Below are 16406 nucleotides of genomic sequence, written 5' to 3'. Positions count from 1 at the left end.
CGAAAGCGCTCGAAGAGCCAGGTACTCCCAAAACGCCGCAGCGAATGAATGAAGATCACCTCCCGGCTCATTTATGTCCCAGTGTCAGAATTGTTAGGCCTAATGGTAGCAAGAGCCAAGCATCGAGCATAGAAAGTACTGCGAAGTTCTTGCAGAATGTAGGAGTTTTCTCCTCAGGCTCCGGAGTCTTCCGCACATGAGCGCCCGCAGCCAACTGCCCATCGGCATCCAGACCTTCGCCAAGCTCCGCGAGGAAGACTGCTACTACGTCGACAACCCCCCCTGGATTGCACAGCTGGCCAAAGGCGACGCCGCCCTCCAGGCACACTTCGCGCGTCTGTTTGCCTCCATCCCGCACGATTGGTACCGCAACAATCCCATCGCCCGCTACGAGGGCTACTTTGCCAGTGTCTGCTATAGCCACCTGGCCAGCCTAGGGGTGGAAATCATCGCCGAGGATGTCATGAACGAAGGCCAGTGCGATCTGACCGTCAAACATGGCGGCACCGCCTGGGTCTTCGAATTCAAGGTGGTCGATGACACCCACGAAGCCAGTCAGGGCACCAACAGCGCGCTGGCACAACTCCAGGCCAGGGACTACGCCGCCAAGTATCGCGGCACTCCGGGCATCGAGCAGGTCATCGAAGTCGGCGTGGAGTTCTCGCACAAAGCGCGCCGGATCGTCAGCTGGCAGACGAAGTCATCCACGTTCAGCTCAAGTCAAAGCCACAAAGTGTGAACGTGGCAACATCCAGCGACCGGGCTGGCCGGGCAACTCGACAAAGCCGAAGTGCTGGTAGAACGCCGCCGCCTGCGCGGATTTCGCATCCACCACAATGGCTGCGACCGCCAGCGTTTGGCTGGCGGCAACAACGCGCTTGCAAGCATCCACCAGAAGGATCGACCCCAGACCCTGCCGCTGGTACTGTCGGCTCACGGCCAATCGGCCGATCAACGCAACCGGCACCGGATAACGCGGGAGCTTCTTGCGCCAATCCTCAGGCAGTGTGTTTGCCGCAACGCCGGCGGCACTCAGGGTGTAAAAGCCGGCGAGCACCCGCGACGCCTCCAGCGATGAGGCCACAAAAACACGCGCCACGCCGCGCTTGATATCCTGACGGGCATAGTGCCGCAGATATTCATCGAGCGCCGCTTCCCCACAGGCAAATCCGCTGGTGTCCGCCTCGTCATCCAGCGGACGAATCCCGTAGTCCATCAGCGCACATGCTTGGCGTGGCGCACAAACGCGCGCTGCAAGGCCGAATTGGGAGTGGCCGGTACATCCAATGCGTCCAGAAAAGCTGCGAAATCTTCCCGAGACAGGGGGATGGACTCGAACGTCTGCACCACCGATCGTGCCTGTTCGACGGCGTTGCGAAGCACGAATTCGGACACACTCATATGACTGTAGGCCGCTGCTTTGTCGAGCAGTCGTCGAACCTCCTGATCGCAGCGGATGTGCAAGCGGGTATCCTTAACAATGGTTGGCATAGCAGGCTCCTGATGATTGCCCGTAGCATTGTGCGCCATTTGTGCGTACACAGGCAAGTTGTGCTCAGCGCCTTATGGACGATTGACTATTTTTCCAACCAATTCTCTACATTGAGGCCACGAATGCGGCTGAATTCGCGCGTGATGTCCGTCACTAGCGTGAGGCCGAGCGCATAGGCATGCGCGGCGAACTTGTATATACATACCTGCAGCGTGTCAATTGTAAGCGTACAGCCTGTGATAGGTTTTCCTGTTACGCCCAGTTCTCTATTTTTAACTCGGCTACACGGGAGAATTCTTTGGTATTATTGGTAACCAGAATAGCGCCAAGCGCCAGAGCGTGTGCCGCAATCATCATGTCCAATGCCCCAATGGGCTGCCCCTGCCGCTCAAGATCTGACCGTACCTGAGCGTATTGCCACACAACAGATTCATCGAACGGCAAAATCTCCAAAGGGGCCATGAACATCTGGAGCGCACGGTGATTACGCTCGGACTGGCTTTTGGCTACCCCAAAGGCCAATTCGCAGGCTGTAACCGTGGATATAGCGACTGTTCCTGAAGGATGCTCGCGAAATTTCGCGAGCACTTGTGGTGGACGGACGTTGATGATGTAGATACAGATATTGGTGTCGAGCAAATGCATCAGGAACCCGCAATCAGCGTTCTGTCCTGATTAGATGGTTGTGCACGATCCATAACAAAATCCGGTTCAAACTCTGCCAATCCGGCTTCAAGCATATCCCAGGAGCGGTCAAGCGGCAGCAGCAGTACGCCAGCACCGAAGTGGCGGACGATGACCTCCTTCCCTGCGAACCGATAGCTTTTCGGTAGGCGCACTGCCTGGCTTCGACCAGATTGAAATATGCGAGCGGTGTCCATCTAGTACCCCATCCTATCTGCGATGAATATCAATGGTAGATACCAAACCGCAAGAAATCAATGGTGCGTCCACCATCTTTGCCACATAACCGTCCAAACGAGCGAGCAGTTACGGCTGTACTGATCGATGAACAGGAGGCCAGCGGCCTTAGCCAGAAGGTATTTTGTGCCCGAGCCAGTATCGCGGTGGCACCTCGTCCGGCAGATTTCTGACGTTGAAACCAATATAAGAATATTGCTATCACTACACAACGCGGCAAGCGGGTCGCGGCAGTTGTACCTCATTAGCGAATGGACTAGCATTAGTCCGATAGTTTTTGGGAGATTCCTCGAATGACTACTGTCAACATCCATGAAGCAAAAACGCAGTTCTCCCGCTATGTGGACCAGGCTGCATCGGGGGAGGAGATCATCATCGCGCGGGCTGGAAAGCCAGTGGCACGACTGGTGCCACTTGCCGCTTCCTTGCAACCCCGAAAGTTGGGATTGGGAAAAGGTCGTTTCCCCATGCCAGAGCAGTTTGATCACTTTGCGCAAACCGAGATCGAGGCGATGTTTCCAGGTCCAGAGGATTGATGGCAACCTCGCGCATCCTGCTCGACACGAATGTCCTGCTAGCGGGTCTCTTTGCTCCGGAGCGCCTCCCAAGCACTACACAACAGGTTCTGGCAGATCCTTCGAACGAGGTGTTTTTCAGCGCCGCAAGCCTGTGGGAGATTGCCATTAAATGCTCGCTGGGGCGTCCTGACTTTACCATTCCACCACGGGATGTTTGTCTCCTGGCCCAGGAAACTGGTTTTACGGAGCTCCTTATCGAAAGTGCCCATACTTTCGTGTTACCAACATTGCTCTGGCACCACAAGGATCCTTTTGATCGCCTCCTCGTCGCGCAAGCCATGGGCTTGCCTGCGCAACTGCTTACCACGGACAAAGCACTGGCAGCCTACAGCCCTCTGGTGTGCGTTATCCCCTGGGACACTTAAGCCACCATTGCTGGCAAGTCGTCAGAGGTTTTCCCTCCGTAACCACTCGCTGAGCGGCGTTCTTCCGTGTTGAAGGCGCTTATCCGAACATGACCGCTCTGTCGTTGCATTGGGGTAACGCGACAACAATGGGAGTCTACGCCCAAAAGGCGCGGCGACAAACTTCACCACCGATCGGCGGCGGTGGATGCCAAGGCCTCCAGGGGAAACCCTGGGGGCCTTCGTGCTTCAATGGGCTTGAGCCTTCTCAAGACGTTCCGCGATCCACACTTTAATGATTGACTGGCGAGTCACGCCCAAACGCTTGGCCTCTTTGTCCATCGCTTCAATCATCCACTCCGGAAAATCCACATTCATACGACGTGGCTGCAATCCTGGCTGTCGGGCTTTGGAGTAGACATCCCACGCCACCAAATGACACAATGGTTCTGTGATGATTTGAGTATTCAAAACCCGCTACTTCCAGCGATGGATACGCAATACGGGGCTCAGCGATGCCATCCTTTGAAACTGTTCCCGAATCGGCCAGCGATCTGCATCGCCCCGGATTCATCGACAAGCGCAAGATGCAGAAATATGACGCACTGTGCCTAGAGCCATTCCTTGCGGCAACCCCGCTATACTTGGATCTCGACCATGCCCGTTAACATCGACGGCCTGAGTTTCGAAGAACTGCTGGAGCTCAACCAGCGCGTGGTGGCGCGTCTGAAAATGCTCGAATCGATGCAGGCACACATGGAGATGATGCGATTTACTCCCGGCCAGCGCGTCAGCTTTGCCTACCAGGGCGGGCGCCTGCTGGGCACGGTGGTCAAATACAACCGCAAGACCGTCACCGTGATCACCGACAACGGCCGGAGCTGGAATGTTCCACCCCATCTCCTCTCGCCGGTGAAGGACGCCGGATCCGTCCAGCCCCAACAGCCGGTCGCCGACAAAAAACGACTCAAATAACCGGGACTTGGGCAATAGCGGTCTGGTTTGAACGGTTACGGCAAATAGAGAAAAAACGGTTCAGAATTTTCGGCTCGTTTCCGCAAGGCGGTCTGCGTAGCGTAGAGCCATCTCTCGCGCTTGCTGTGCATTGCGCCGCAATGCCGCAATAGTAGGACGCCGCCGGGGGAGATGGCGCTCGCGTTGCTGGGCGGCCTGCTGCAACACCTCTTCAGAAACTCCGCACTCCAGAAACAACTGCTCAACCCGCTGTTCTATCCGCCGAAACTTCTCCCGTTCGGCTTTATCCAGAAAAATCACCGGCGATCGTGCAGAGGAAAGATCCACACCCTCGATCCCCGCCTGCTGCAGTACTGTGGCGGCAGTTTCGGCATATTCGCGATCCTCGCTCAGGCGGTCGAGGTTGATGTCGATTGTGCAGAGGGGATGGTTCTGCATCAGGCTATACAACCAAAGGGCATAGAACACGAGATAGCGCTGCTCCCAACCCAGCGACACCCGGCGCATTTGCTCATACCCCGCCGCAAAGTCCTCACTCTCCAAGGCCGACACACCGATCTCCTGCCGCAGGCGCAGCAACACCTCGGGGGGATTACGGGCCTGCAGCACCAGCAGACTCACAATGTCGAAATAATCATTGATCTGATAGGAAAACCACTGACTCGCTGCATCGCGCCACAAATGGATATGCACGCCGCCATGGGTCTGCCGGAGGTAGGCTACCCGGCCAAAGGATCGGCAGCATTGCAATACGGGCATCTTGGGTGCGGCATCAATCAGGGTCTGCACATAGTCCTGCAAGCCCGGACAAACGCTTGGGTCGAAGAAAGACGCATAGCTCATGCAGGGCGCGAACTTACCGTGCAGGGCATCCCGCAGGGCATGGAATTCCCAGAAATATGGTCGGGTCAATGCCGGATGGCGTAGGGAGCGGGCAGTTTCGTCGGCAAAACCGAGCAGAGCATCAGGATCACCGTTCAACTGCACCAGCGCCTCATGAAAGGGTTCCTGATAACACCAGTAGGCATCCCCGGCGCGACGGAAGCGGTCAAAGAGCCAAGTGCTCCCCGAGCGCCACAGCGAATGAATGAAGATCGCCTCCCGGCTCATGTATGTTTCAGTGTCGGAAGTATTAGTCCCAATGGTAACACGAGCCACGCATCATCCTTCTTGCCAAGGGTTGAACACGTCGATATTGGCATGCGCGAAATCATGGACGTTGCGCGTCACCAGTATGCAGTCGCATGCACGTGCTGAGGCCGCGATGATCGAATCGAAGGCGGCCATGGATTTGCCTTGTGCCTCGGCCAGCACGACCATTTGCGCCCAGACTTCCGAAGTCTGCTGGTCAAACGACAAGATTCGGTCTTCGAAGCCGGCTTCCAGCTGCTGCAGCCAAACTGTCAATTCCGACCGGCGCTTGGATTGGGGCAGTCTGACGACACCCCGTTGCAATTCACCCCAGGTCATCGAGCTGATGAGCAGTTCATGGGGTTTGCGCGCCTGGAACCACTGAATCACCTTGGCGTCTGGCGCGCTTTTGATCATCTCCGAGAGCACGCAGGTGTCCAACAAATACCTCATAGAACGAGGTCCCGAATCGACTCTCGTGAACGGTCAATCACCAGAGGTTCGCCGCGCGGCGCATTGAGTAGGCAATCCATCAAGTTCGTCGTTTGCCCGCTTAGACGACGGTAATCGTTGGCCGCCAAGATGACGACAGCCTCTTTACCGCGTCGGGTGACGAGTTGTGGCCCCTCTTTCAGCGTGAGGTCCACGACCTCGCTGAACCGGCTCTTCGCTTCTTGTAGTTGCCATGTGTGCATGATGACCTCCCTATCTAGCCAGACTGGTCAGAAGAATCCGTCGTCTGACTTGAGTTGTCAATGGACGGGTATCCACTTAACAACCCCAGACAACCAAGTAGGTTGGCTGCACGCTTACAGCTAAAGAACGCTCACTCCACCCCAAGCATCCAGCGCAGAGTCTCGTGCAGAGGAATTTGCGGTGCCAGGCCCGTATGCTGGCGCAGCAACGCATTCGATCCCAGCAGGCGCGGCACTTCGTTGGAGCGCACAAAGGCCGGGTTGACCCGCACCTCCATGGAATGCCCGCTGATGTCCTCCACCATCTGCAATATCTCGCGCAGGGAATACGCCTGCCCCGAACAGATATTGAAGGTCTTTCCCACTGCGTCGGGCGCATCGAGCAGCAAGGCCGTGTAGATGGCGGCTACATCGCGCACATCCGAAAAATCCCGGCTCACATCCAGATTGCCCAGCTCGATGAAGGGCGCCTTACGCAGCGCATGGCTGACAATTTTGGGAATCAGGAAGCGCCCGCTCTGTCCCCTCCCGGAATAGTTGAATGGCCGGGTGATAACCAAGGGCAAGCGGCTGGCATAGTTACGCGCCATCAGCTCCATAGCCAGTTTGCTGATGGCGTAATGATTGACCGGCGCCGGGCAAATGGATTCGTCAATCACCTCGATGTTGGGCGTACCGTAGATGTTGGCCGAACCCGCCAGGAGAATCCGTTGCGGTGGTGTTGGCAGTGTGGATAGGGCTTCAAGGAGATCCAGCGTACCCAGCAGATTGACGTCATAGATGCCCCGCACGTCCTCGTGACCCACAAAGGAAAATGCCGCGAGGTGTGCCACATGCGTGGGCTGCAGGGCATGGACGGCGGCGCGCACGGCTTGGGCGTCCGTCAGGTCGCAGGAAACTTCCCCGGTCGTACCCGGCTGCACCAGCCCAACGACCCGCACACCCCGCGCGCGCAAGCGCTCCGCCAGATAGCACCCGGTGAAGCCGTGCAGTCCCGTAATCAATACAGTCGGCTGCTCTGCTTCCATAGAAACCCCCGTCAAAAAGAAACGCCCAACTGAACCCGTTGCAAATCCGCTTCAATCATCATCGCGCAGAGTTCTTCTAGCGTAGTCTTCGCCTCCCAGCCAAGTTTGGCCTTGGCCCTGGCTGGATTGCCGATGAGCAAATCGACCTCCGCAGGGCGGTAGAACTTGGGGTTGACGCGGACGATGGTTTTCCCCGAGGCAGCATCGATGCCAGTCTCCTCCTCCCCCGTGCCATGCCACTCAATCTGCATATCGACCGCCTTGGCCGCCATGGTCACAAAGTCGCGCACGGTTTCGGTACGGTTGGTGGCAAGCACGAAGGTATCGGGCTCGTCGGCCTGCAGCATGCGCCACATGCCTTCGACATACTCCTTGGCAAAGCCCCAGTCGCGCTTGGCGTCCATGTTGCCCAGTTCCAGCACGTCGAGCCTGCCGAGTTTGATTTTGGCGATGCCGTCGGTGATTTTGCGGGTGACAAACTCCAGCCCACGCAGCGGCGACTCATGATTGAACAAAATCCCGCTGGCGCCAAAGATGCCGTAACTCTCGCGGTAGTTCACGGTGATCCAGTGCGCATACAGCTTGGCCACCCCATAGGGGCTGCGGGGATGAAAAAAGGTTTCCTCATCCTGCGGAATGGCATGCACCTTGCCGAACATCTCCGAGGTACTCGCCTGGTAGTAACGAATCTTCGGGTTGACCACACGAATGGCTTCGAGCAGGTTAAGCGCACCGATGCCGGTGATCTGCGCCGTGGTGTGCGGCTGGTCGAAGCTCACTCCCACAAAGCTCTGGGCGGCGAGGTTATAAACTTCCGTCGCGCCGCTTTTTTCCAGTAGCCGAATTGCAGACCCCATATCTGTCAGGTCGAATTCGACCAAATGCAGATTGGCGTGTTCTCGAACTCCAAGATCTTCCAGGCGCCAGAAGTTGACGGAACTCGTGCGGCGATAGGTGCCATAAACAGTGTAGCCCTTATCGAGAAGTAATTGCGCCAGATAGGCGCCGTCCTGGCCGGTGATGCCGGTAATAATGGCGATTGCATCCTTCATGATCCCACCCTAAGAGTACAGAGAATTAATGGCAGTTGGTATGCTGGAAAGGGTATTTTTCCAAAATACAGTCTCACGCATGACAACTTCGTCAGCTGAAATATTCAAATGGGATTTTGGCTCTGATAGTGCGTTGCACACAGCGGAAACGAAACAATCTAAGTCATCATCAGGGCATACGAAAAAGTCTGATAACTCTTTTATGAAATCGGCATCAAAACCTCGGCACGCAGTCTTTGTAGCTACCACAGGCCTGCATGAAGCTATTGCCTCGGCCGTCTTGAGATTAGAACCGCCTCCAGATGTGATGGGCAATATAATTACTGAAGATGCGCGAATAAGTCGATTAAGTTGGTATTCAGCTATTTTTCCAAAACATGCAATCTTGCTTTTATTGTGCTGAAAGCGAATGCCAGAATCAATTTCGCCATAGGGCATGATTATATCTGAGACTCCACCAGCTATTACGATTAATTCGTCCTGTTTCAAAAAAGACAACGAGTGACCAAACATGCGCCAAAATCCCATCGCGTTGGGCGGATATGCCGAACCAACAAAAAGTGCAAATTTTCTACCTAATAGGGCTTTCTCGAGCAAGAAATCCGTAGCTTCGCCTATTTCCAAAGGCCGCACACCGTTAGCAGCTACAATGACTTGATTCGATCCAAGCAACCTCAACTCGTGAACATCGCCAATTGATACCGCTAAGGCTAAGTCACAATTTTTGCATAAATCACTCTCCAGCTCATAAATTTCCGAAATAACTTTGGCGTCGTCTATTCCATGACTCCTGAATATACTTTCTTTCGTTTGATACTCAATATTATGCGACGAATAAACAATTTTTACATCCTTTTTCCCGTGACTCTGCGTTAGATATTTTTTAACTGCAGGCCAAAGCCAAGGCTGTTCTAGCATTATTATATCAGCACCTGAGTTATTAATTTTTCTTTCAATAAAATTATAATAGTCGCCGGTTTGGCATAACAGTGCTGTAGCCAAGTCTCCACAAAAAGGAGTTTGCACTACAGAGTCAATATCTTCTTTCGAAATGATTAAATCGTCTTCTGTGTACCCTTCGTGGCCACTTTCAGATATTGAGCAATGATATACAATGTTCCCGAACGATTGTAATTGTTCTTTTATTGCGTTAACCCTAATCTGACCTCCATGGCTGGGGTGCGCTACTGGATATGTTGTTAACTGAATGATTTTTTTCATTTTTCAACACCACCAACAGAAATTTTGATGAGTTCTTCGGAAAAGCTTTCCCATGTTCGATGTGCGTATCGCTCTCGTGCAATTTCTTTTAACGATTGGATATAATCGTCATCGATAGTCATTTTTTCTATTGTATTTAGCCATTGCTCTTGATCGTTGGGGTCACAATATGGCATTAAATGCTGCGTTGCCTCTAATAGGGCTGGCGTCGACGATGTGATGCACGGCAATGAATACGTAAGTGATTCAGATGCTCCAAGTCCCCAACCTTCATTGTGAGATGGAAAAACGGCAAAACGTGCATTTTTATAAAACCATTTCAATTCATCATTGTTGACATCATCGAAGAATTTCACAAATCTTTTTAACTCCTCATTCGATTGATATTCATTCTTGACATCATCTACTCCCCAACCCCACATGCCTATACAAATTAGCATCGGGGTATTTGCGCCTAATTTTTTATGCAATTCTTTCCAGACTTGCAGCAAAAGAATATGGTTTTTACGTTTTTCAATAGTGCTTACGTAAATGACAAAAGGCCTGCGTATATTTCTCTTGATATGACTTATTGACTGATCATTTGTTAACTCTGGATCGCCAAGTCGAATGTAATTAATATTTTTTGTGCCATGAATTTTTTCCTTTTTTAATATCTCGAGGTATTCTTTTTTTGATTTATCAGATATTGTGAAGATTTTATCAGAAAGCTCCGAAAGCTTACAGAAATAATCAAAAAACATGCCACAAAAATTTTTGTTTGGCAAGTATTCGGGGTTCGATATTGGAATGCCGTCATAGAATGCCCCAATGAATTTGAAGCCGTGAATCTGTTTTAGTCCATGGAGGAGTTCGTAATTCGAGTTTTCCCAGTCGAGGCCAATGGATATGACTATATCTGATTCGTGGAATGGGCAAAATATACTTTTTGCAAGTAGTCTAGATGGATTAAATAATGGGCTTAGGGCATCGTGTTCATACGGAGCAATCAACATTGGATGAATCTTTTCATTTGAAGTGAAGTTTAATGTGGCTTTTGCCATATCAAACACCTTTTTCCCAAATGTATCATTTGGCGTTGAGTTTTCTAGTACGTAGAGCAAGCTTTCGACTAAATCCCGTTCTACTAATTTTAGACGATCTCGTGTATTGTTAAATGTATAGTACTCGACTTGTTCTGCTGTTTGCCTTAAGGAGTATTGTACAAGCTCAAATAATGTCCTGACAATGCCTACGGGCGGCCTTGTCCATTTCAATAAAGTTGTGATGTCAATAAATATTATTTTTGAACTATTTATTTTTGATAGTTGTCCCTTCAACTTTTTTCTTAGTAGGTATAGATCACTACTAGCGGCTTCGTGATAGACTGTTTTGTCATCAAAATCGTTAATTTCTTCTTGTCTATTTGTTTCTTTTAAACTGATGTATTTGTTTGGATCAGAATTTAGTTCCTTAAATATATTTATCAGTTCTGCGTTTGTCGACTGCAATGATTCAGAAATTTTTCCTAGAACGGCATTGTTCCTCTCTAAAATGCTTTCTATTCTTGATTTTTTACCAAAAACCCTAAAAAGCCAGCTGCGAGACCTCTTATCATCATCAAGTAGTTTTTTAAGCCCTTTAATTTCGTTTAATCGATTGCATTCAACTGATCTCGCAATTTGTGCTATGACGACAGACTTCCCATGTCCCTGAGCAAGGCGACCTAGGTAATATGCAAGGCCATGTTCATCGGGTTCGCGATTCAACAGGTTGAGATAAGCTTCTCTTATAAAAACGCGCCCATCAAGGGCGAGAAGTTCTGTAATGTTTTGAATGGGCATGTTGGATGTTACCTCTTCCGATAAAGACAAGTGGAAAGATTTATCTTTGATACTCGGCGTTTTCGGAGCTATCATCAAGAGTGGTGTACCAGGAGTTGCTGACATGGTTCAGGAGGCGTCCTGTTGGGGATCCGGTTGGGTTTGATTGGCCGGTACCCCATCGACAAAGATCACCCCGGCAAAGGGGCGTTCAAGCAAGGTCACAGTATCGATCGATTCAGGTGGCATAACAGGCGAGTCCTATGATGGTTTTGAATTATCCAAAGACGAAAGGTTCTGATATCTTTCAATAGCCTCTTCCACACTCTCTGCGATCTTCAGCTCGCCCCCTTCCAGCAGCGCTGCATGGTCACAGTGGGCGCGGATCACGTCGGGACTGTGGGAGACGATGATCATGGCGCGGTCTGCGCGTTTCTCGAAGAGATCTTTATTGCATTTTTCGGTAAAGCGATGGTCCCCTACCGCCATGACCTCATCGATCAGGTAACAGTCAAACTCGATGGCCATGGAAATGGCAAAGGCCAGCCGCGCCTGCATACCATGGGAGTAATTGCTGACGGGTTCCCCCAGATAGTCGCCCAGCTCGGCAAAGTCTTCCACATAGGCCAGCATTCTGCGGTAATCCACCCCATAGACCCGGGCAATGAGGCGTACATTGTCCTTACCCGTAAGACTGCCCACAAAGGCGCCACCAAAGGCCAGTGGCCAGGAAAGCGACATTCCGCGGATGATTTCGCCGCTGTTGGCCGACTCCGATCCGCTGATAACCCGCACCAGGGTGGACTTGCCCGCGCCATTACGTCCCAGGATGCCCCATTTTTCTCCGGGTCTTATGGTCAGGTTGACGCTATCCAAAATCATCCGCTTGGAACGCCCGTGGTGGATGGGGTAGTACTTGGTCAGGTTGCGCACTTGCAGCATCTGTTACGCCCCTCCATGCACCTTGACCCGCTTGATGGCCAATTCCGTCAGGGTATAGCCAAAGAGCGTCATGGCCAGCAAGGCAACAACGGTATAAGGGATGTGGTAATAGGTCGACATCTGGCTGCCAAAATAGCCGTGATGAAAATACTCCACACAGTCGATCAGCGGGAAATACAGCAGATAATGACGGTAGGGCTCGGGCACCAGATACATCGGAAGAAAAACGCCCGAAAACGGCAGCATCAGGTATAGAATAATGTGCGAGGTCTTTTCGATGGTTTCCGACAGTTCGGCAAGGGCCGCCATGATCAGGACAAAGCCGAAGGAGAACCAGATGACCAGCAGATACCCCATACCAAAGGCATACCAATGGGCGGGCAGATGGGTAATCCCAATAAAGGTGAAGATGGGATAGAGCGCCATGAAGGCTGCTGCGCCGCTGGCAAAGGTCAGAATGATACGGGCGTAGATGATGTCCATCGGGCGGATGAGCTGATGGTGCAGTAAGGAGCGGTTGACTTCCAGCGCCTTGGTTACTCGACCCGTTCCATTGCGCCAGAAAAGCAAGGTGGGATAACTCATGGCCATATACTCCGCCACGGTAACGCCATTGGCATAGGCTGCCTCAATATACGAAAAGATGATCATCACGCCAATGACAAACATCGCCGGCTCGGCAATGATCCAGAGCACCCCCAGGCCCTCGCGTCCGTACATAGTGATGCTCTCGCGCATCACGAGCGCCCAGATGACCCGGCGCTGGATAGCGAATTGCCGCCAGAGGCTTTCCCTGGGCAGGCTAGCGCTCATGGTGCTCTTTGATGCCTCCCACCACCACCACCAGCACACCCCAGATCATCAGGCTGATGACCAGGGTCGCCAGAATGCCCTCGATGCGGCGCGGCAACTGCGGTGCGTCGGGCAGGTTGGGGCTGCTGATGGTTTCCAGAAAGAGTTCCTGCTTTTGCGCGGTAATACGCGCCTGCTGCAAGGCGGTGACGGCTGCCACCAGGAGCTTCTCGGCGATCTGCTGATTCACCTGCAAGGTTTCGTACTCTGTATCCTTGCTGGCCAGAGATTGGTGATCGCCGGTGATCTGCGCCTTGGCGCTAGCGATCTGGCTTTCCAGGGCCTGCACGCCCGAACGCAAAACGGAAATATTGGGGTTTTGCGGCGCGTGCTGTTCGATGGCCTGCAACTGGGTCTTTTCCTGAATGAGCTGATCCTGCAGCTTGGCCACCAGAGCCAGTTGCAATTGCGATTGCTGCAGGGGGCTGATGACCCGCTGCCCGTTACGGTAATCGGCCAAGGCGATGGTGCTTTGCCGCAGTGCTTGCCGTGCCTGTTGCACGTCGGTCTCGGCAAAGCGTACCGCCTCGGCATGGGCGCCGGCGTTGAGCTGGTTGACGATATCCTGCCCCTTGGCGAGCAAAAAGGCGTTGATCTTTTGCGCCATGGCCGGGCTGTAGGCACGCACCTTGAGGGTGCTGATGCCATTGCTGGCGTCGATGCTGTCGTCGGTCATCGACTGGTAGTAGCGCCACAGGCGCACATCATTGGTGAAGGGATGGAATATCCCACCATAACGATCGAGAAAATCGACGCCGTGGGTGTACTGCCGCTGCAGATCGACGGCCTGGTTGAGGGCCATCATGGCGTCCCAGGAACTGATGTAAGCCGAAATGGTCTGCGAGGCACTGGACGAGTAGTTGCCGCCAATGCTGCCGATCAGGCTGGCCAGCCCGCCCGTGCTACTGAAGCGCTCGCCGGGGCTGTAGACGACAAAGTTGGCCTCGCTGATATAGACGGGAGAGGCGATGATGCCAAAATACAAGATCGACAGTCCGGTGGGGACCAGAACCACGAAAATGAACATCTTGCTGAGATTGCGCAGCCAGTTCCAGAACGCAGCGAACAAAGGGACTCCAGTGGTTTTCAGAATCAGGCGGGAACTTCGGTGCGACCGTAGATGTCTTCAAAGCGGACGATATCGTCTTCGCCCAGATAGGCGCCGCTCTGTACCTCGATCAGCACCAGGGGGATGACGCCGGGGTTTTCCAGACGGTGGGCGGTACCGGCCGGGATGAAGGTGGATTCGTTGGTCATCACCAGCCGTTCTTCCTTGCCCACCACGACCTTGGCGGTACCGGAAACGACAATCCAGTGCTCGCTGCGGTGGTGGTGCATTTGCAGGGAGAGCTTTTCCTTGGGCTTGACGACGATCCGCTTCATCTTGAAGTGGTCGCCTTCTTCCAGCACCGTGTAGGTGCCCCAGGGACGATGTGCGGTGACATGGGTGTCTACCAGCGGATTGCCCGAGCGCTTGAGACGATCGACGATCTTTTTCACGTCCTGATCGCGATCCTTGCGGGCAATGAGCAGGGCATCGGGGGTATCGACCACCAGCAGGTCGCCCACCCCCAGCAGGGCGGTGAGGCGATCGCTGCCATACACCACGCAGTCCTGACTCTGCTCCAGCAACACCTCACCATGGGCGCGGTTGCCCGAGGAATCTTCTGGTAACAGTTGTCCCATGGCACCCCACGCACCGAGGTCGTTCCAGTCGAAACTGGCGGGCACCACGGCGATGTTCTCGGCGTGTTCCATGATGGCGTAATCGATGGAGATGTCCGGGCTCTGGGCAAATTCGGCACCCAGCCACCAGGTGTCGCCATTCACCTGGGCCTCCTCATAGGCCATCTGGGTGGGCACAAGCACTTCCGGGGCGTGGGCAGCCATGCCCTGCAACAGGGTCTTGGCGGAAAAGCAGAAGATGCCGGCGTTCCAGTAGTGGCGGCCATCGGCGACATAACTTTCTGCCTGGGCGCGGGCGGGTTTTTCGAGAAAGCGCTGCACCTGGTAGCCGCCCGTCAGAGGCTCGCCCACGGCGATGTAGCCGTAGCCGGTTTCCGGCGCGCTGGGGCGGATGCCAAAGGTGACGAGATAGCCCTGAGTAGCCAAGTCCATGGCCCGCGATACCGCCTCGGCAAAACTGGCATGATCGCTGATGAGGTGGTCGCTGGGCAGCACCAGCAGCACGGCGTCCTCGCCCACCTGCTCCTGGGCCCAGAGGGCGGCAGCGGCAATGGCCGGGGCCGTGTTGCGCGCCTGGGGTTCGAGGAGATAGGAGACCTCGGAGCTGGCGCCCGGCGCGATCTCCATCAGCGTATCGCGTGATAGAAAATAGTAATCTCGATTGGTGACCATCAACACGCGACCGGCGTGCCTCAGGTTCTGTACCCGGCGGTAGGTCTTGCGCAGCAGGTTTTCGCCATCGGGCAGGGGAATGAAGGGCTTGGGCTGCTGCTTACGGGACAGGGGCCAGAGCCGGCTGCCAGTGCCCCCGGAGAGAATGACGGGAACGAGAGGTAGTGCCGTCTGTTTTGCGAGTTCTTCGGCAGCATGCTTCATGATCGGCTCCAACCAGTCTCGGCTTTTAAACGGTTGTAAACTACCATCTGCCATAAACCGGGTCAATCGCAAGGAAGCTCCCCGCCACCGTCAAGGGGGTGTCACCCCAGTTCCGGGGAAGCGAGTTGCACTTTGCACATCCTTAACGCAAAATTTTCCCATGAAAAGCCACTGGAATGTCGCAGAGATGTCCTCATGACCCAGGTCAGCTCAGAGTGGTTGAAGCCCCTGGCCGGCAAGTATATCTGGTGGAAAACGCCAGAGGATGCTGTGCTCACACCAGAGAGAGTAATGGCGCAGGTGATGAATATGGGGGACTACGCTGACGTTCAGGTGCTGGCCGGACAGGTGGGCGATGCGGTACTTCGCGAGGTCTTGACGCACGCCGAAGCTGGTCAGTTCAACGCGCGCTCTTGGGCGTATTGGCACTACCGGCTTGGCTTGGCGGCTGTGGATCAAGTTCCACCTTTACCTACGCGGAAATTTTCATGACCAGCAAATTCAAACCTTGCCTGGACATTTTGCCGCGGGCGGAGGCTAAGGATTATCGGGATATAGCCGCAATGATCCACGCCGGTGTAAGCCTCTCCCGCGGACTCGCGTCTGCGCGACAACTGTACGGGCCAAACTTTCAACCGAGTGAGAGCTTGAAGGCACTGGTCTATTTTCAGGACGGCGATTTGCAAAGCTTGGGCGCGGATGAGAAGAAGACACTGATCAATGCCGTAAGCGCTGTGCGCGATCTTCCTCCTGTCGCGTTGGCCGCCAAAGTCTTGCGCGTGCCAAGTGCGTAGCCCTGCTCGGAGTAATG

At 53.8% G+C, this 16406-nt stretch carries 23 protein-coding genes; 7 read left to right on the top strand and 16 right to left on the bottom strand.

Annotated features, from left to right (window positions below):
- Positions 1-196: 196 nt before the first annotated feature.
- The gene (locus tag ACQAYK_RS03295) at positions 197-739 is read left to right on the top strand and encodes a PD-(D/E)XK nuclease domain-containing protein (protein WP_483167868.1); all 543 of its coding nucleotides are present in this window, start codon (positions 197-199) and stop codon (positions 737-739) included.
- Here the strand turns inward: ACQAYK_RS03295 and ACQAYK_RS03290 are convergent.
- From ACQAYK_RS03290 to ACQAYK_RS03275, 4 genes are all read right to left on the bottom strand, one after another.
- A complete protein-coding gene (locus ACQAYK_RS03290) occupies positions 716-1216 on the bottom strand; it encodes a GNAT family N-acetyltransferase (protein WP_483167867.1) in 501 nt (166 codons plus the stop codon). The two genes, ACQAYK_RS03295 and ACQAYK_RS03290, sit on opposite strands and share 24 nt — an antisense overlap.
- Positions 1216-1491, bottom strand: a complete 276-nt coding sequence (locus tag ACQAYK_RS03285) for a type II toxin-antitoxin system TacA family antitoxin (RefSeq protein WP_483167866.1) — start codon at positions 1489-1491, stop codon at positions 1216-1218. Before ACQAYK_RS03285 ends, ACQAYK_RS03290 begins: the two co-directional genes overlap by 1 nt.
- 253 nt (positions 1492-1744) lie before the next feature.
- The gene (vapC, locus tag ACQAYK_RS03280) at positions 1745-2137 is read right to left on the bottom strand and encodes a type II toxin-antitoxin system tRNA(fMet)-specific endonuclease VapC (RefSeq protein WP_483167865.1); all 393 of its coding nucleotides are present in this window, start codon (positions 2135-2137) and stop codon (positions 1745-1747) included.
- The gene (locus ACQAYK_RS03275) at positions 2137-2373 is read right to left on the bottom strand and encodes an antitoxin (protein WP_483167864.1); all 237 of its coding nucleotides are present in this window, start codon (positions 2371-2373) and stop codon (positions 2137-2139) included. The genes vapC and ACQAYK_RS03275 overlap by 1 nt, the downstream gene beginning before the upstream one ends.
- A 333-nt stretch (positions 2374-2706) precedes the next feature.
- On the opposite strand from ACQAYK_RS03275, the gene ACQAYK_RS03270 reads away from it, so the two are divergent.
- On the top strand, positions 2707-2949 hold the full coding sequence (locus ACQAYK_RS03270) for a type II toxin-antitoxin system Phd/YefM family antitoxin (RefSeq protein ID WP_483167863.1): 243 nt from the start codon (positions 2707-2709) through the stop codon (positions 2947-2949).
- Complete coding sequence (locus ACQAYK_RS03265; protein WP_483167862.1) at positions 2949-3356, top strand: type II toxin-antitoxin system VapC family toxin; 408 nt, start codon at positions 2949-2951, stop codon at positions 3354-3356. The genes ACQAYK_RS03270 and ACQAYK_RS03265 overlap by 1 nt, the downstream gene beginning before the upstream one ends.
- A 228-nt stretch (positions 3357-3584) precedes the next feature.
- On the opposite strand, the gene brnA is transcribed toward ACQAYK_RS03265, so the two are convergent.
- Positions 3585-3806: a type II toxin-antitoxin system BrnA family antitoxin gene (gene brnA / locus ACQAYK_RS03260; protein ID WP_483167861.1), complete on the bottom strand. Its 222-nt coding sequence runs from the start codon at positions 3804-3806 to the stop codon at positions 3585-3587.
- Between the two features lie 44 nt (positions 3807-3850).
- Here brnA and ACQAYK_RS03255 point away from each other — a divergent pair, with 44 nt between their 5' ends.
- On the top strand, positions 3851-4003 hold the full coding sequence (locus ACQAYK_RS03255; RefSeq protein WP_483167860.1) for a hypothetical protein: 153 nt from the start codon (positions 3851-3853) through the stop codon (positions 4001-4003).
- A complete protein-coding gene (locus tag ACQAYK_RS03250; RefSeq protein ID WP_483167859.1) occupies positions 3993-4310 on the top strand; it encodes a hypothetical protein in 318 nt (105 codons plus the stop codon). The genes ACQAYK_RS03255 and ACQAYK_RS03250 overlap by 11 nt, the downstream gene beginning before the upstream one ends.
- 60 nt (positions 4311-4370) lie before the next feature.
- On the opposite strand, the gene ACQAYK_RS03245 is transcribed toward ACQAYK_RS03250, so the two are convergent.
- The 11 genes from ACQAYK_RS03245 to ACQAYK_RS03195 form a co-directional block, all read right to left on the bottom strand.
- A complete protein-coding gene (locus ACQAYK_RS03245) occupies positions 4371-5420 on the bottom strand; it encodes a hypothetical protein (protein WP_483167858.1) in 1050 nt (349 codons plus the stop codon).
- 51 nt (positions 5421-5471) lie between these two features.
- Positions 5472-5894, bottom strand: a complete 423-nt coding sequence (locus ACQAYK_RS03240) for a PIN domain-containing protein (protein WP_483167857.1) — start codon at positions 5892-5894, stop codon at positions 5472-5474.
- A complete protein-coding gene (locus ACQAYK_RS03235; protein WP_483167856.1) occupies positions 5891-6136 on the bottom strand; it encodes a type II toxin-antitoxin system Phd/YefM family antitoxin in 246 nt (81 codons plus the stop codon). Before ACQAYK_RS03235 ends, ACQAYK_RS03240 begins: the two co-directional genes overlap by 4 nt.
- 131 nt (positions 6137-6267) lie before the next feature.
- On the bottom strand, positions 6268-7164 hold the full coding sequence (locus ACQAYK_RS03230) for a GDP-mannose 4,6-dehydratase (protein ID WP_483167855.1): 897 nt from the start codon (positions 7162-7164) through the stop codon (positions 6268-6270).
- 11 nt (positions 7165-7175) lie between these two features.
- Entirely contained in the window at positions 7176-8216 is a 1041-nt protein-coding gene (gene gmd / locus ACQAYK_RS03225; protein WP_483167854.1) for a GDP-mannose 4,6-dehydratase, read from the bottom strand.
- A 9-nt stretch (positions 8217-8225) separates the two neighbouring features.
- Positions 8226-9437 (bottom strand): glycosyltransferase, encoded by a 1212-nt coding sequence (locus ACQAYK_RS03220; RefSeq protein ID WP_483167853.1) that lies wholly within the window; start codon positions 9435-9437, stop codon positions 8226-8228.
- Positions 9434-11365: a glycosyltransferase gene (locus tag ACQAYK_RS03215; protein ID WP_483167852.1), complete on the bottom strand. Its 1932-nt coding sequence runs from the start codon at positions 11363-11365 to the stop codon at positions 9434-9436. The genes ACQAYK_RS03220 and ACQAYK_RS03215 overlap by 4 nt, the downstream gene beginning before the upstream one ends.
- Positions 11366-11500: 135 nt before the next feature.
- On the bottom strand, positions 11501-12181 hold the full coding sequence (locus tag ACQAYK_RS03210; RefSeq protein WP_483167851.1) for an ABC transporter ATP-binding protein: 681 nt from the start codon (positions 12179-12181) through the stop codon (positions 11501-11503).
- Positions 12182-12184: 3 nt separating this feature from the next.
- Positions 12185-12994, bottom strand: coding sequence for an ABC transporter permease (locus ACQAYK_RS03205; protein WP_483167850.1), 810 nt, complete (start codon positions 12992-12994; stop codon positions 12185-12187).
- Positions 12984-14102 carry a KpsE/RkpR family capsule polysaccharide export protein gene (locus ACQAYK_RS03200; RefSeq protein WP_483167849.1) on the bottom strand — a complete coding sequence of 373 codons (1119 nt, stop codon included), beginning with the start codon at positions 14100-14102 and terminating at the stop codon, positions 12984-12986. Before ACQAYK_RS03200 ends, ACQAYK_RS03205 begins: the two co-directional genes overlap by 11 nt.
- A 23-nt stretch (positions 14103-14125) precedes the next feature.
- Positions 14126-15595, bottom strand: a complete 1470-nt coding sequence (locus ACQAYK_RS03195; protein WP_483167848.1) for a mannose-1-phosphate guanylyltransferase/mannose-6-phosphate isomerase — start codon at positions 15593-15595, stop codon at positions 14126-14128.
- Between the two features lie 195 nt (positions 15596-15790).
- Between ACQAYK_RS03195 and ACQAYK_RS03190 the strand changes: the two genes are divergently transcribed.
- Both ACQAYK_RS03190 and ACQAYK_RS03185 read left to right on the top strand, forming a co-directional pair.
- Positions 15791-16087: a hypothetical protein gene (locus tag ACQAYK_RS03190; RefSeq protein WP_483167847.1), complete on the top strand. Its 297-nt coding sequence runs from the start codon at positions 15791-15793 to the stop codon at positions 16085-16087.
- Positions 16084-16389 (top strand): hypothetical protein, encoded by a 306-nt coding sequence (locus tag ACQAYK_RS03185; protein WP_483167846.1) that lies wholly within the window; start codon positions 16084-16086, stop codon positions 16387-16389. Before ACQAYK_RS03190 ends, ACQAYK_RS03185 begins: the two co-directional genes overlap by 4 nt.
- Positions 16390-16406: the final 17 nt, after the last annotated feature.

Origin of the sequence: Acidithiobacillus sp. AC3, assembly GCF_050261095.1 — a bacterium.
Taxonomy (GTDB): Bacteria; Pseudomonadota; Gammaproteobacteria; order Acidithiobacillales; family Acidithiobacillaceae; genus Igneacidithiobacillus; species Igneacidithiobacillus copahuensis.
Note: the sequence above shows the minus strand (reverse complement) of the source record. Positions and strands in the feature narration are given on the sequence as shown.

Excerpts from the sequence above, each read along its gene's own strand:
- ACQAYK_RS03295 (WP_483167868.1), top strand. The coding sequence starts at position 197 with ATGAGCGCCCGCAGCCAACTGCCCATCGGCATCCAGACCTTCGCCAAG.
- ACQAYK_RS03290 (WP_483167867.1), bottom strand. The coding sequence starts at position 1,216 with ATGGACTACGGGATTCGTCCGCTGGATGACGAGGCGGACACCAGCGGA.
- ACQAYK_RS03285 (WP_483167866.1), bottom strand. The coding sequence starts at position 1,491 with ATGCCAACCATTGTTAAGGATACCCGCTTGCACATCCGCTGCGATCAG.
- vapC (WP_483167865.1), bottom strand. The coding sequence starts at position 2,137 with ATGCATTTGCTCGACACCAATATCTGTATCTACATCATCAACGTCCGT.
- ACQAYK_RS03275 (WP_483167864.1), bottom strand. The coding sequence starts at position 2,373 with ATGGACACCGCTCGCATATTTCAATCTGGTCGAAGCCAGGCAGTGCGC.
- ACQAYK_RS03270 (WP_483167863.1), top strand. The coding sequence starts at position 2,707 with ATGACTACTGTCAACATCCATGAAGCAAAAACGCAGTTCTCCCGCTAT.
- ACQAYK_RS03265 (WP_483167862.1), top strand. The coding sequence starts at position 2,949 with ATGGCAACCTCGCGCATCCTGCTCGACACGAATGTCCTGCTAGCGGGT.
- ACQAYK_RS03255 (WP_483167860.1), top strand. The coding sequence starts at position 3,851 with ATGCCATCCTTTGAAACTGTTCCCGAATCGGCCAGCGATCTGCATCGC.
- ACQAYK_RS03250 (WP_483167859.1), top strand. The coding sequence starts at position 3,993 with ATGCCCGTTAACATCGACGGCCTGAGTTTCGAAGAACTGCTGGAGCTC.
- ACQAYK_RS03245 (WP_483167858.1), bottom strand. The coding sequence starts at position 5,420 with ATGAGCCGGGAGGCGATCTTCATTCATTCGCTGTGGCGCTCGGGGAGC.
- ACQAYK_RS03240 (WP_483167857.1), bottom strand. The coding sequence starts at position 5,894 with ATGAGGTATTTGTTGGACACCTGCGTGCTCTCGGAGATGATCAAAAGC.
- ACQAYK_RS03235 (WP_483167856.1), bottom strand. The coding sequence starts at position 6,136 with ATGCACACATGGCAACTACAAGAAGCGAAGAGCCGGTTCAGCGAGGTC.
- ACQAYK_RS03230 (WP_483167855.1), bottom strand. The coding sequence starts at position 7,164 with ATGGAAGCAGAGCAGCCGACTGTATTGATTACGGGACTGCACGGCTTC.
- gmd (WP_483167854.1), bottom strand. The coding sequence starts at position 8,216 with ATGAAGGATGCAATCGCCATTATTACCGGCATCACCGGCCAGGACGGC.
- ACQAYK_RS03220 (WP_483167853.1), bottom strand. The coding sequence starts at position 9,437 with ATGAAAAAAATCATTCAGTTAACAACATATCCAGTAGCGCACCCCAGC.
- ACQAYK_RS03215 (WP_483167852.1), bottom strand. The coding sequence starts at position 11,365 with ATGTCAGCAACTCCTGGTACACCACTCTTGATGATAGCTCCGAAAACG.
- ACQAYK_RS03210 (WP_483167851.1), bottom strand. The coding sequence starts at position 12,181 with ATGCTGCAAGTGCGCAACCTGACCAAGTACTACCCCATCCACCACGGG.
- ACQAYK_RS03205 (WP_483167850.1), bottom strand. The coding sequence starts at position 12,994 with ATGAGCGCTAGCCTGCCCAGGGAAAGCCTCTGGCGGCAATTCGCTATC.
- ACQAYK_RS03195 (WP_483167848.1), bottom strand. The coding sequence starts at position 15,595 with ATGAAGCATGCTGCCGAAGAACTCGCAAAACAGACGGCACTACCTCTC.
- ACQAYK_RS03190 (WP_483167847.1), top strand. The coding sequence starts at position 15,791 with ATGACCCAGGTCAGCTCAGAGTGGTTGAAGCCCCTGGCCGGCAAGTAT.
- ACQAYK_RS03185 (WP_483167846.1), top strand. The coding sequence starts at position 16,084 with ATGACCAGCAAATTCAAACCTTGCCTGGACATTTTGCCGCGGGCGGAG.